Source organism: Pseudomonas marincola, assembly GCF_900116605.1.
In the GTDB taxonomy this organism is placed as follows: domain Bacteria; phylum Pseudomonadota; class Gammaproteobacteria; order Pseudomonadales; family Pseudomonadaceae; genus Aquipseudomonas; species Aquipseudomonas marincola.
In genome coordinates, this window is record NZ_FPBC01000004.1 from 111,621 (window position 1) to 123,680 (window position 12,060).

The 12,060-nt window shown below is 57.7% G+C and carries 12 protein-coding genes; 5 read left to right on the plus strand and 7 right to left on the minus strand.

Annotated features, from left to right (window positions below; translation table 11 throughout):
* Positions 1 to 28: 28 nt before the first annotated feature.
* Positions 29 to 1,531, minus strand: a complete 1,503-nt coding sequence (locus BM395_RS08350) for an aldehyde dehydrogenase family protein (RefSeq protein WP_090510547.1) — start codon at positions 1,529 to 1,531, stop codon at positions 29 to 31.
* A gap of 179 nt (positions 1,532 to 1,710) precedes the next feature.
* Here BM395_RS08350 and BM395_RS08355 point away from each other — a divergent pair, with 179 nt between their 5' ends.
* A complete protein-coding gene (locus BM395_RS08355; protein WP_090510549.1) occupies positions 1,711 to 2,160 on the plus strand; it encodes a MarR family winged helix-turn-helix transcriptional regulator in 450 nt (149 codons plus the stop codon).
* A 397-nt stretch (positions 2,161 to 2,557) separates the two neighbouring features.
* A complete protein-coding gene (locus BM395_RS08360; RefSeq protein WP_069901818.1) occupies positions 2,558 to 2,986 on the plus strand; it encodes an organic hydroperoxide resistance protein in 429 nt (142 codons plus the stop codon).
* Positions 2,987 to 3,083: 97 nt separating this feature from the next.
* On the opposite strand, the gene BM395_RS08365 is transcribed toward BM395_RS08360, so the two are convergent.
* Positions 3,084 to 4,013 carry a LysR family transcriptional regulator gene (locus BM395_RS08365; RefSeq protein ID WP_090510552.1) on the minus strand — a complete coding sequence of 310 codons (930 nt, stop codon included), beginning with the start codon at positions 4,011 to 4,013 and terminating at the stop codon, positions 3,084 to 3,086.
* A gap of 107 nt (positions 4,014 to 4,120) precedes the next feature.
* On the opposite strand from BM395_RS08365, the gene BM395_RS08370 reads away from it, so the two are divergent.
* A complete protein-coding gene (locus tag BM395_RS08370; RefSeq protein ID WP_090510554.1) occupies positions 4,121 to 5,308 on the plus strand; it encodes an MFS transporter in 1,188 nt (395 codons plus the stop codon).
* A gap of 50 nt (positions 5,309 to 5,358) precedes the next feature.
* On the opposite strand, the gene BM395_RS08375 is transcribed toward BM395_RS08370, so the two are convergent.
* From BM395_RS08375 to BM395_RS08385, 3 genes are all read right to left on the minus strand, one after another.
* Positions 5,359 to 5,994: a DUF5074 domain-containing protein gene (locus BM395_RS08375; protein WP_090510557.1), complete on the minus strand. Its 636-nt coding sequence runs from the start codon at positions 5,992 to 5,994 to the stop codon at positions 5,359 to 5,361.
* Between the two features lie 35 nt (positions 5,995 to 6,029).
* Positions 6,030 to 7,247 (minus strand): Fic family protein, encoded by a 1,218-nt coding sequence (locus BM395_RS08380; RefSeq protein WP_090510559.1) that lies wholly within the window; start codon positions 7,245 to 7,247, stop codon positions 6,030 to 6,032.
* Positions 7,248 to 7,498: 251 nt separating this feature from the next.
* Entirely contained in the window at positions 7,499 to 9,673 is a 2,175-nt protein-coding gene (locus BM395_RS08385; RefSeq protein WP_090510561.1) for a bifunctional diguanylate cyclase/phosphodiesterase, read from the minus strand.
* A 400-nt stretch (positions 9,674 to 10,073) separates the two neighbouring features.
* Between BM395_RS08385 and BM395_RS08390 the strand changes: the two genes are divergently transcribed.
* Positions 10,074 to 10,469: a hypothetical protein gene (locus BM395_RS08390; protein WP_141124082.1), complete on the plus strand. Its 396-nt coding sequence runs from the start codon at positions 10,074 to 10,076 to the stop codon at positions 10,467 to 10,469.
* A gap of 84 nt (positions 10,470 to 10,553) precedes the next feature.
* Positions 10,554 to 10,820 carry a hypothetical protein gene (locus tag BM395_RS08395; RefSeq protein ID WP_244528954.1) on the plus strand — a complete coding sequence of 89 codons (267 nt, stop codon included), beginning with the start codon at positions 10,554 to 10,556 and terminating at the stop codon, positions 10,818 to 10,820.
* 37 nt (positions 10,821 to 10,857) lie between these two features.
* Here the strand turns inward: BM395_RS08395 and BM395_RS23320 are convergent, their stop codons facing one another.
* On the minus strand, positions 10,858 to 11,031 hold the full coding sequence (locus BM395_RS23320) for a hypothetical protein (RefSeq protein WP_170860566.1): 174 nt from the start codon (positions 11,029 to 11,031) through the stop codon (positions 10,858 to 10,860).
* Between the two features lie 119 nt (positions 11,032 to 11,150).
* Positions 11,151 to 11,960, minus strand: coding sequence for a hypothetical protein (locus tag BM395_RS23135; RefSeq protein ID WP_141124083.1), 810 nt, complete (start codon positions 11,958 to 11,960; stop codon positions 11,151 to 11,153).
* Positions 11,961 to 12,060: the final 100 nt, after the last annotated feature.

The following is a 12,060-nucleotide window of genomic DNA, read 5'->3' on the forward strand; positions in this document are numbered from 1 at the left end:
GCTTCATCCACCCTGCTCTCTTGCGTCGTTAGCGTTTGACGCCCAGATCGGTTTGGGTCATGCGGCTGCGGATAGTGAATACGCCATCGCCGGAAAGAATGGCACTGCGCGCGAACAGGCGGCCGTTCTCCCAGTTGGAAAGGCCCAGCTCCGGCTTGTTCAGCGCGTACTGGCCGTCTACCCAGCGGGTGATGCCGTTGCCCACGAAAGGCGCATTCACCTGCTCGTAGAAATGCGCATGTGCCTGCGCGCTTTCACTGATCAGCGACACTGTGAACTGCGGGCTGTAGCTATTGAACAAGCCAATGCCATGGTCCAGATCATCGACGATTTTGAGGCTGGCTTCCGGCGTTTCTTCCCATTCCCACTCGCGGCCCAACTGATTTTCAGGCAGCGGTTCAACTTGCTTCTCGGTGCGATAGCCTTCGGCGCGATAAACCTCGACGCTGGCGCTCAGCCAATCGGCTGGAAGATACGATTCGCTGCCCTCAACAACGTGCAGCTTGCAGGCCTGGCCTCGGGCTGCACCGGCCTCTTGCAAGGCGGCAAGGAACAGCGGCACCAGCTGCGCCGCGCGGTCACGGTGAATCAGGCAAACATTCAGGGTGTTGCAGACTTTGCGGTCGAGAGAGTTGCGCACAACGCTGGAGAAGCGCTCAGCATCGGCGTCATGGTTGGCAATCAGCCAGGCGCCGCCTGTACCGTGCAGGCTGACATCCGTGCCGGCCTGCTGGGCAATGCTGCCCAACTGACTGACCGCACGGCCGGAGCCACGGGCAACGGCCAGCGATAAACGCCGGTCGGCAAACATTGCCCAGCCCGCGGCATGGTTGATGCTTTCGACCAGTGATACGGCACCGACAGGTAACCCGGCTTCACTGAGCGCAGGATTCAGCGCATGGCTGACAATCGCTTGCGCCGTGCCCAAGGCGTCGCTGCCAATGCGCAGCACCGCGCTATTACCCGTGCGCAAAACACCGGCGGCATCGGCAAATACATTGGGGCGGCCTTCAAACACGAAGGCGACAATACCCAATGGCGCCATCACTTGTTCGACCTTCCAGCCGTCATGCTCGACACAACTCAAGACCTTGCCACGTGTTGGCGCAGCGTCTCGCCATGCACGCAAGCCGGCGATCATGTCGCGGCGCATGGCCTCGTTGGCGAGCAACCGGGTAGTTGAACGGCCGCGCGCCTTGGCCTTTTCAATGTCAGCCAAATTGGCGGCTTCGATCAGTACCCATGTTTCAGCGGACTCCAGACGCTGGGCAAACAGATCAAAGAATCGACTGATGTCCGCATCTGAAACGGCCGACATGGCCTTGAAGGCCAACTGCGCCCGCTCAATCGCTACGGCAGCCGCTTGCTGGTCAGCCACGGGGATCAGCAGCAACTCGCCACTGGTTTGCTCCACCAACAGGTGGTCACCCGGCTGGAAACGAGCGGCCAATTCGGCACTGACCAAAGAAACACGATTACCGGCGTAAGGTATCGGTGTACCGGCGATGAGACGTTCGAGCGCGAGAGCCATGAAGCAATTTCACCATTCAATGAGCGGGCTCGTAATGTATAGGAATCACTTTATAGCGTCATCTGACCCGGCATTTCGTTCGGCTGTGTATGCCGCCTCCACGTATGCCGGTAATAACTTGGCACTCTGTTAATTTGCGCGTTAAATTGTTGCACACACCTGCGTCACTCGAGGCCCTCATGAAAACCCCAGACTCCGACGTCGAACTGCATCTGGACAGCCAGTTATGCTTCGCCCTCTATTCCACCTCGCTGATGATGACCAAGGTCTACAAACCCCTGCTGCAGGAACTCGGCCTGACCTACCCGCAGTACCTGGCCATGATGGTGCTCTGGGAAGGCGATGGCATTACCGTCGGCGAACTCAGCACCCGGCTTATCACCGATCCGGGCTCGGTAACGCCATTGCTCAAGCGCCTGGAAGCAGAAGGATTACTCGCCCGCACCCGCAGCAGAACTGACGAGCGTGTGGTCGAACTGCACCTCACGGAAAAGGGCCGTGCACTGCGCGAGAAGGCTAAAGCAGTTCCCGCGTGTATCGTGCGCGCCAGCCAGCAGACGGTGGAACAGTTGCAGTCGCTCAAACAAGATTTGATCGTGCTGCGCAAAAGCCTGCAAGACGCTCTCTGAGCCCAGCAGCTGCGCCCTGCGGCTGCATTCCCCTGCCTGACATTGCCCACGCAAACGCCCAGATTGCCTGTGTGCCGGGCGGAACCACTGCGTATCGAGCAGCAGCGACTATCATTGAAATGCTTGGCCAGTGCACGCTCGAAGCGCAGGGTTCATCTCACCCGTGACAACCTGAAATAGCCAACGCAAATGGCTTTATAGCCGAATACTCTAAAATATATATTGCGCACTAAATAATTGAGCGCTAATGTTTGCCCATCGAATTTGATTAGCGCGCAAGAATCTGGCTCGCAACAAATCGAATGCTGCCGATGAATCCAACCCTGCGGTTAATCATTGGATAGCACAGAACCATTTCAGTTCGGCACCCCGAACACACGTGAAGAGGAATACTGCTATGTCGATCGAAACCATTGCTTATCGCGCTTACGCCGAAGCCACAGGTGGCCGTGACGGCCGTGCCATCTCTTCCGATGGTGTGCTTGATGTTGCCCTGACCACGCCAAAAGAACTCGGTGGCGCGGGCGGCCAAGGCACCAACCCGGAGCAACTGTTCGCTGCCGGTTACTCCGCTTGCTTTATTGGCGCCATGAAGTTCGTCGCCGCCCGCGACAAACTGGCGATTCCAGCGGATGCCTCAATCGAAGGCGTGGTGGGTATCGGCGCCATTCCTGACGGTTTCGGCATTGAAGTTGAATTGCGCATCAGCCTTCCGGGCGTGGACCGTGAGCAAGCACAACTGCTCATCGACCGGGCGCACATCGTTTGCCCTTACTCAAACGCCACCCGTGGCAATATCGACGTCACCCTGACGTTGGTCGATTAATCAACGCGTAAGTGGCCGGAGTGCTTACCCAAAGCACTCCGGCTGATAGCGTGGCCCAGCATAAACACTTGATGGGCCCCGTTATATCCTCTCGACTCTATATCGCGTCGGATCGACCTGCCGGGGTCAGGCAGGCGCTGAGCATTTCCAGCATCGCACTGACTTTCGGCAGTTTCTCGCGGCTTTTCAGCCACACCAGATTGAGCGGCAGGCCATCAGTGGCCAACTGCGGCAGCACTTCAACCAGAGCCCCTTGTTCAAGGTGATGCCTGACCAGCCAGGTTGGCAGTTGCGCGACGCCGTGCCCGGCCAATACCGCCATCACCTGGCCTTCTCCATCGCCGACAGCAATCCGTGCCGGGAGCACCCGTTGTTCCATCTCACCGGGCTGGGCTCCGGCAAAATACCAGGGCCTTAGCAAACCATCGGTCGCACCGTAGCTGATGCATTGATGCTGCTCCAAGTCGCGGTCACTCCGCGGTTCGCCGTACTTGCGCAGATACGCAGGGGCGGCGCAGAAAATCAGCCTTTGCATGCCGAGAAATCGTCGACCCAGCGTGGCCGGCCACGTATCTGCGCCGCCAATGCGCACAACAATATCGACACCCTCCTCGACCAGATCGACGAATCGATCGGAGAACGATATATGCGGATTCAACAACGGGTGATCTTCAACAAACTGCAGAATCGCCGGTAGCGCATGCAGGCGACCATATGAGGCAGGCAAGTCGATGCGCACTTTGCCACGGGGCTCTTCGGCCTCGGCATGCAACGCCAGCTCGGCCTCTTCCAGATTGGCCAGCACACCTGCGCAGGTGCGATAAAACTCGACACCGGCGTCGGTAAGCGACAAGCGCCGCGTGGTTCTGTTGAACAGCCGAACCCGCAGGCGGCTCTCCAGCCGGGCAATGCCTTTACTGACCGCAGAACTGGTCAGGTTCAAGCGCTCGGCAGCAGCCGTGAAGCTGCCGACATCGGCCACACAAACAAACACATCAATGCCTTTGAGCCGTTCAGACGAATACATCGCCGCCTCATTTGAGAATTTATTTCATAACAATTAATAAATTTAAGCCTGAATCAGCATTAAATTCTCTAATAAGCTGGCTCAAATTCTTCTTTGAGTAAAGGTTTATGCAAACCTCGACGCTGACGCCGAGCGCAATCACGCCAGATACCTCCCGCACAGGCTTACAGATTCTGATCATGGCGGTGGCCGCGTTTGTCATCGTGACCACAGAGTTCCTGATTGTCGGCCTGCTGCCTGCGCTCGCGCGTGACCTGAACATTTCCGTCGCGCTGGCAGGCCAGGTGGTCACACTGTTTGCCTTTACCGTCATGCTGTTCGGGCCCGTGCTAACCGCCAAGCTGGCGCAGGTTAATCGCAAGCAACTGTTCACCGGTATTCTGCTGATTTTTGCGGCTTCCAACGTGCTGGCCGCGCTCGCCAGCAATTTCTGGATATTGGCGCTGGCACGGTTTATCCCGGCGCTGTTTCTACCGGTTTTCTGGGGCACGGCCAGCGAAACAGCCGGACAATTGGCCGGGCCGAGCAAGGCTGGTAAAGCAGTCGCCAGGGTTTATCTGGGCATCTCCGCAGCACTGGTGTTCGGTGTGCCGCTGGGCACCCTTGCGGCAGACTCAGTGGGCTGGCGCGGTAGTTTCTGGATTCTGGCGGCGCTGTGCTTGCTGATTGGCTTGCTGATGCACCTGTGCATGCCAACGCTGCCCTCATCGCCCAAACGCGCAGCAGGCGACAAGCAAACGACGATCCTCAGGGAGCCGCGCTTTCTCGCCCACGTGCTGCTCTCAGTCGTCGCCTTTACTGCGATGTTCACGGCTTACACCTATCTGGCTGACACATTGGAAAGCCTCGCGGGCATCCCGGCCAGTCAAGTTGGCTGGTGGTTGATGGGCTTCGGCGCTATCGGCATGATCGGCAACCAGATTGGCGGCAGCATGGTCGATAAAAGCCCGCTCGGCGCAATGCTGCTGTTCCTGTTAATTCTTGGCGCGGGCATGCTCGCTGCTGTGCCATTGGCCACAAATTCTATTGGGCTGGTGATCGCACTTATCGCCTGGGGCGTTGCCTACACCGCCATGTTTCCGGTGTGTCAGGTGCGCGTCATGCAAGCAGGCGCCAAGGCTCAGGCGCTGGCGGCGACGATGAATATCTCGGCCGCGAACGCCGGGATTGGCTTGGGCGCGATTATTGGTGGCTTGGGTATCCGCCATTTTGGCTTGGCGTCGCTGGGCATTATTGCCACCGGCATTGCCGCCCTCGGCGTAGTCATTGCATTGCTGATGCTGCGCCGCCAGTAACCGCTTGAACACGCAACGGTGGGCGAACCTCCCACCGTTGCGCTGACTCGTCATCCGCGGGGTCGGCGCACTACCCGCACCTTGCCGCTGTTCCCCCCGCCGCAGAAGAACAGCTCGCCGCCATCCGACTCAAGCCCGGAAACACCAACGCCCTCAGGCATGACCATGCTTTGCAGGACTTCGCCCGACTGGGGATCGATCTGGCGTAGCTCGCTTTCATCACCCTCCCAGGTCCCGTGCCACAGCTGGCCATCGACCCAACTCACGCCGGTGACGAAGCGATTGGAGTCGATGCTGCGAATCAACTTGCCGGTTTCGGGATCAATCTGGTGGATCTTGCGCTCACGGTACTGGCCCACCCAAAGCGAACCCTCTGCCCACGCCAATCCCGAATCCTCACCGCCTCCCGGCGCGGCAATACTGGCAAGCACCGCGCCGGTTTGCGGGTCGAGTTTGTATATCTGTGTTTCCGCTATCTGATACAAATAGCGCCCGTCGAACGCCGTACCCGCATGAGCCGCAATATCCAGCGAGCGGAGGATGACACCGCTTTGCGGGTCGAGCGCATTGAGTTTGGCACCGGTCGCGACCCACACATGCGTGCCGTCGTAACTCACACCGTTGACGTGATCAACACCGGGGAAATCGGAAAACTCACGAACAATTTCAGCACTGGAACGTTTCATCGCTTAAAACCTCATCAGTGATCGAGAAGTCCAGATTAATCAGTTGCCAATGAGACCGGGAGTAACAAGGTCGTCGCGAATCGCGGCACCGGTGAGGTGATCCAGCGACGCGCTCTGCCGTTGCCGATTGGCTTTATCAGCCCGGACGTCTCCAATGCATCCAGTGCCCGCTGCACACTGCGCTGGCTGATGCCCAATGCCATGGCCAAGGCCGAGCTGGACCAAGCTTGCGCATCACTCAGCAATGCCAGTATGGCGCCGTTTTTGTCAGTGACAGGTCGTGCCAGCACCGCGATTTCGTCAGCACGCGGCTGCAGAACAAAACCGTTGGCAGTCGCCTTGATCGCGGCCATTTCGCCTAACAAACCGCGGAGCCGGCCGATCTCTACGCGCAGTCTGGCGCGGTGGGTTTCATCACTGAAGGTGCCGCGAAACGCGCGCTCATAAAGCGCTGCCCGGGCAATATCCGCAGGCCACGCCTCAGCCAGAGCATACGCCAACGCAAACAACACGGGCCGGGTGGCCAGTGATACCCGTGTTCGCGAGTCGCTGATCGCATAACAACAGGCATCAACCACCAGCGCCGAAGAGGCGTGCAGCGCTTCTACCTCATCAAGCAACAGCGGCTGCGCCTGCCCGCCTTTCAGCAGCCGGGCAACTGGTTGATTGATCACCCGCAAGGTGTTTTCCACCTCGCTCACCAGTGCCGCAATAGCCGATTGCCGCGCAGAATGCAGCGCCCGCTCGAGTGCGTCGCGTGCGGGCTGCGCCTGTAAGCGCCGCATGGCAATGCCCGCAACAACCAACTCACAGGCTGCTTTCAGGGCCGCAGACAAACGCCTGCCATCAAGCTTGACCAGCGCCTGCTGCGCCTCATCCAACCGGCCGAGCAATAGCCAGCGTCTGGCTTGCAGATAATACGTGTGCGCCGCATTTTCAAGATCAGCATGAGCCTCCAGAGTGGCCCGCGCGCTCAGCAAAGCCTGAGTCGGCCAATTCAGATCTCTGTCGGCAAGGGCGACTTCGGCTTCAGCCACTGCGCAGCGTGCACGAGCCATTGTCTCCCGGGGCGAAAACGTCTGGCGGGCTTTGCGCAGCAGTATTTTCGCCCGCGCCAAATCACCCAGCTGCGCCATGGCAATGCCGCGCAACGCCAGTGCCGGCGCATCATCACGCAAGGCAACCCGATTCAGCGCACCTAACGCATCGCCCGCCGCCAGTGCCTGCGCCGCCGCTGTAATCAGTGAATCCATTGCTTCGCACCACGCCCGCAATCATTTCGCTAGAGCCTTAGCAGAAAAACTCGTCGTGCATCATTCAAGCAGCGATTGCCGCCACGCTCCAGTTGTTGGCAGGCACGTGATGCAACAGGCTCACAGCAAAACGGGGACGGGCCCGGTCGCTTGCTGACCAGAGCCGTCCCCGTCTCTTTGCTTGCATCATCAACTGCAGCCGGCTCAGCGGTGTTCAGATTGGGCCGATTCAGATTGATATGAGCGCCACTTTACCCAGCTGCCACAGCATCATTAGCCATTGCGGTGTTTGCAGCCAAACTGTTGATCAACTTGTTTGCCGGCATGGGCCTGCCCAGGAAATATCCCTGCAAGGTGTCGCAACCCAAACGCGTCAACAGTTCCTGTTGGCCAGTGGTTTCCACACCTTCAGCCACGATTCGCATGTCGAGGGTTTGCCCCAGCGCGATGATTGCTGAAACGATCGCTGCATCATTATTGCCTTGCGCCAACTCAGTGACGAAACCACGGTCGATTTTCAGCTCATTGGCGGGCAGCCGCTTGAGGTACAACAGGCTGGAGTAGCCGGTGCCAAAGTCATCGATGGAAATACTCACACCCAGTGCCGACAAACGATTGAGCACCTCAAGGCTGGCCTCGGCATCGCGCATGGCGGTGGACTCGGTCACTTCCAGAACCAGATGGCGTGCATCGAGCGAATGCCGCGCCAAAGCGTCACGTACAACATCGATCAAGCTGGCATGGGCCAACTGAACTGTCGAAAGGTTTACCGCTACGCTCCAGCTGGTATGGCCTTCGTCATGCCATTGGCGAATTTGCCGGCAAGCTTCATCAATCACCCAGTTGCCAATCGGGATAATCAACCCGCTTCTCTCTGCGAGTGGCAAGAAAATATCGGGTTGAATCAGACCATGCTCAGGGCTTTGCCAGCGCAACAGCGCTTCGACGCCAATCATCGGGCCTTTCGGTGCGAGCATTTTTGGTTGGTAGTGCAAAAGGAATTCATTGCGCTCAACAGCATTGCGCAACTCTTGTTGCAGCTGCATTTGCTCGTGCGCGTTGGCGTTCATCTTGCTCTCAAAGAAGCAGTATCCATTACGACCGGTTTCCTTGGCGTGATACATCGCCGCATCGGCGTTAATCATCAGATCGTGCGCGGTCTTGCCATCATGCGGGAATAGTGCAATGCCAATGCTTGCACTCACATTGAGGGCGTTACCGGCGATGCTGTAAGGCTTGTTGATGGTGTCGATCAAACGTTGCGCCAATGCCGCTGCGTCTTCAGGAGCGCTCGGATCAATCAACAACACGAACTCGTCACCGCCTATGCGCGCCACCGTATCTTCAACCCGCTTGGTATTCAGAATCCGCTGTGAAACTTCCATAAGCAGGCGGTCACCCGTGTGATGCCCATAAACATCGTTGACCGCTTTAAAGCCATCCAAGTCCATGAACAGCACCGCAAAGGGGTAACGCTCGCGTGCTGACTTATTGATCGCCTGTTCCAGGCGGTCGTTAAGCAGCAGTCTGTTCGGCAACTTGGTCAGGGTGTCATGCAGCGCCAACTGCAAGAGTTCGCTGTTGGCCCGGTCCAGGGAGGTGGCGAGGATATTGGTGCGCACATCCAGCATCGAAATAATCAGAGCAATGGCAAACACAGCCAGGCTCACAACAATCACCAGCACCGCCAACCACTTGGTATCAATGCCACTGTTCGCCGCGCCGCAGAAACTCCCCACCGGGAACTGCGCAGCCGCCATACCGGTGTAATGCATACCGACAATGGCGCAGCCCATCACCAGCGATGCACCAATACGCGCGTAGGTATTCTTTTTGCTGTCACTGCGCAGGCGGAAGGCAATCCACAACGATGCCCACGAAGCGAGAACGGCAATAACAATCGACAACACAAACAGCCACGGGATATAGACCACGCCTGGCGTCATCATCATTGCGGCCATGCCGGTGTAATGCATGGCGGCGATGCCTGAGCCCATCAACAAGCCGCCAACCCCGAGCCGCACGCCGGGAAGATTGTGCTGGCAAACCAGCCACAGCGCAAAGGCCGAGGATACGATAGCGATCAACAACGACAGCACTGTCAGCGTGACGTCATAGCCCAGCGGGATGGGCAAACTGAATGCGAGCATGCCGATAAAGTGCATCGACCAAATCCCAAAGCCCATCGCAAACGAGCCGCCCGCCAACCAGAGCGCAGATGATTTGCTGTATTGGGACTTGCCCGTGCGGGACGTGCCTGTAGAGGACGTGCCCGTTCGGGACATGCCAGTAGAGGACGTGCCCGTGTGGGACGCCCCTCTGGAACTGGAAACACGCCCAGCCATGTTCAGGGCAGTGTAAGACGCGAGAATGGCAACAATCAGAGAAAAGATGACAAAAACACTGTTGTAACTGCTGGCAAGCATGAAACACCTATTGGGTGCAGACGACGAAACGGCACCATTGACATCAAATAGCCACTATATACGCAACACCATTGCCAATCCCACAAAATTTACAGTGTTTTTTTAACGCCGAAAACTGTGCAATAGAGGCCTCTTCGGGCATATCGGCCTGCTTCTTGATTTACTTTACGAAAGATTTTCCAAAAGCGATCAACGGTAGAAAATCAGTCCATTTCTCAGGACGGCTCAACGCTATTGGCCTACCAGCGAGTTGCTGTTGCTGGCGTAGATCACAGTTTTGCAAGCCTCTGGCAGTGGCACGCCTTGTGTCGGCAATTGTGTGATTGCGGTTAGCCCTAGCCAGCGCTGCTGGCTCTAGAATTGGCGCATCGAGTCAACGACTATCGCGCTGATTTTCAGCATGGATTTACCCCACAAGGATTGTGCAATGCTCCACCTCCACGCGCTCTGTCTCACCTTTACCGGATTAATCACCGCCTGCCTGTCTGAACGAGTCGGTGCAACCGGCATGGACAAATCTCTGATCCAACCACCAATGGCCTCGGCCAGCATGGGGCTTACAGAAATCAAGGCGGTGAGTATTGAGCGCCGGCTGAGCCAGGGTGGCCGGAACACTCAACTGTTGACGCGCTTGGTCGCCATACCCGGACGCAACCACGAACCCAGTCATTTTATTGCCGCAGCCAAGACGCGCCATGAACGGGTCAGCTTTAATGTCACATCGATTAAAACCATGCCGGCCCCTCATCCGGGTTATGTGCCAGGCGCGTTGTTGACGCTGCGCATCGGAATTTGATCAGCGGCCAGCGCCCTGCATAGCTAATTAGCGGGCAAGGCGTATACTCGCGCCCCCTATTCCCCCAGCGCCTGCCGGATCATCATGACCACAAAACAAACGCCCGCCCAGTCACTCGAGCCCCAAGCGATTTCGCCGGAGGCAGCTATCAACGAGTCGACGCCTGAAGCGACTGGCGAACCCAACAGCAAGCCGGTTATTCCTGCCTTCAAATTCCCGTTCTCACCCGCCACATTTGCGCCGGGCAAGAACGACAATCAAGCGTGGCACGGCAAAGGTCATAAATCCGCCCACGAAAAGAAGATCGGCCCCGCACCAAACGGCACCCGTCGTTCGATGGGCAAACGCTAAGGTCTGCATTTTCGGCCACACCGCGCGCGGATCGCCGTCATCCAAGCGATGTTTGAGGTTTATTTCTGAGGATGGAATCCACATCGCGATTTGCGTCATGGCGGTGGTCTGTGTTGCGCGGATTGGTTTTGGTTTTATGGCGGTGCGGGATTTTGCGTTGGTCTGTTGATTGGGCGATTGCATCGCCTTGACGGATTGCGGTGCTGCGCACGCTATCCATCCTCCGATTGTCCGGTTTTCCGGTTGTCCGGATTTGGGTTCCGGTTTGGATGTGGAGGATGGAATCCGCAACGCGGCTTCCGTCATAACGGCGGGGCTGTGTTGCGCGGATTAGCTTTGGACTTTTTGGCGGTGCGGGGTTTTGCGTGGGTCTGTTGATCGGGCGATTGCATCGCCATGACGGATTGCGTTGCTGCGCACGCTATCCGTCCTCCGATTGTCCGGTTTTTCGGTTGTCCGGATTTGGGTTCCTATTTGAATCTGGAGGATGGAATCCGCAACGCGGCTTCCGTCATGGCGGTGGGGCTGTGTTGCGCGGATTGGCTTTGGATTTTTGGCGGTGCGGGATTTTGCGGTGGTCTGTTGATTGGGCGATTGCATCGCCTTGACGGATTGCGGTGCTGCGCACGCTATCCATCCTCCGGTTGTCCGGTTTTTCGGTTGTCCGGATTTGGGTTCCGGTTTGAATGTGGTGGATGGAATCCGCATCACGGCTTCCGTCATGGCGGCGGGACTGTGTTGCGCGGATTGGCTTTGGGCGGTGCGAAATTGTGCGTGGGTCTGTTGATTGGGCGATTGCATCGCCTTGACGGATTGCGTTGCTGCGCACGCTATCCATCCTCCGGTTTTCCGGTTTTTCGGATCACCGGTTTCGGTCCTTGTTTGAATGTGGAGGATGGAATCCGCATCGCGGCTTCCGTCATGACGGCGGGGCTGTGTTGCGCGGATTGGCTTTGGGCTTTGGGCGGTGAGGGATTTTGCGTTGGTCTGTTGATTGGGCGATTGTATCGCCTTGACGGATTGCGGTGCTGCGCACGCTATCCATCCTCCGGGTTTTCGGTTTTTCGGTGTTCCGGTTTCGGTTCTGGGTTGAATGTGGAGGATGGAATCCGCGTCGCGGCTTCCGTCATGGCTCGCCACCGGTTATACGGGGTCGGCATATTATCGGCCGGCGATAAAATCTCTCTGCGCAACGCATCGGCGTTTGGTGGCTGACCGGCTTTGGGCTACGGTTTGCAGA

What these genes read in the sequence shown, in the direction of transcription:
- BM395_RS08350 (WP_090510547.1), bottom strand. Translation starts at nt 1,531, where the DNA reads ATGGCTCTCGCGCTCGAACGTCTCATCGCCGGTACACCGATACCTTAC.
- BM395_RS08355 (WP_090510549.1), top strand. Translation starts at nt 1,711, where the DNA reads ATGAAAACCCCAGACTCCGACGTCGAACTGCATCTGGACAGCCAGTTA.
- BM395_RS08360 (WP_069901818.1), top strand. Translation starts at nt 2,558, where the DNA reads ATGTCGATCGAAACCATTGCTTATCGCGCTTACGCCGAAGCCACAGGT.
- BM395_RS08365 (WP_090510552.1), bottom strand. Translation starts at nt 4,013, where the DNA reads ATGTATTCGTCTGAACGGCTCAAAGGCATTGATGTGTTTGTTTGTGTG.
- BM395_RS08370 (WP_090510554.1), top strand. Translation starts at nt 4,121, where the DNA reads ATGCAAACCTCGACGCTGACGCCGAGCGCAATCACGCCAGATACCTCC.
- BM395_RS08375 (WP_090510557.1), bottom strand. Translation starts at nt 5,994, where the DNA reads ATGAAACGTTCCAGTGCTGAAATTGTTCGTGAGTTTTCCGATTTCCCC.
- BM395_RS08380 (WP_090510559.1), bottom strand. Translation starts at nt 7,247, where the DNA reads ATGGATTCACTGATTACAGCGGCGGCGCAGGCACTGGCGGCGGGCGAT.
- BM395_RS08385 (WP_090510561.1), bottom strand. Translation starts at nt 9,673, where the DNA reads ATGCTTGCCAGCAGTTACAACAGTGTTTTTGTCATCTTTTCTCTGATT.
- BM395_RS08390 (WP_141124082.1), top strand. Translation starts at nt 10,074, where the DNA reads ATGGATTTACCCCACAAGGATTGTGCAATGCTCCACCTCCACGCGCTC.
- BM395_RS08395 (WP_244528954.1), top strand. Translation starts at nt 10,554, where the DNA reads ATGACCACAAAACAAACGCCCGCCCAGTCACTCGAGCCCCAAGCGATT.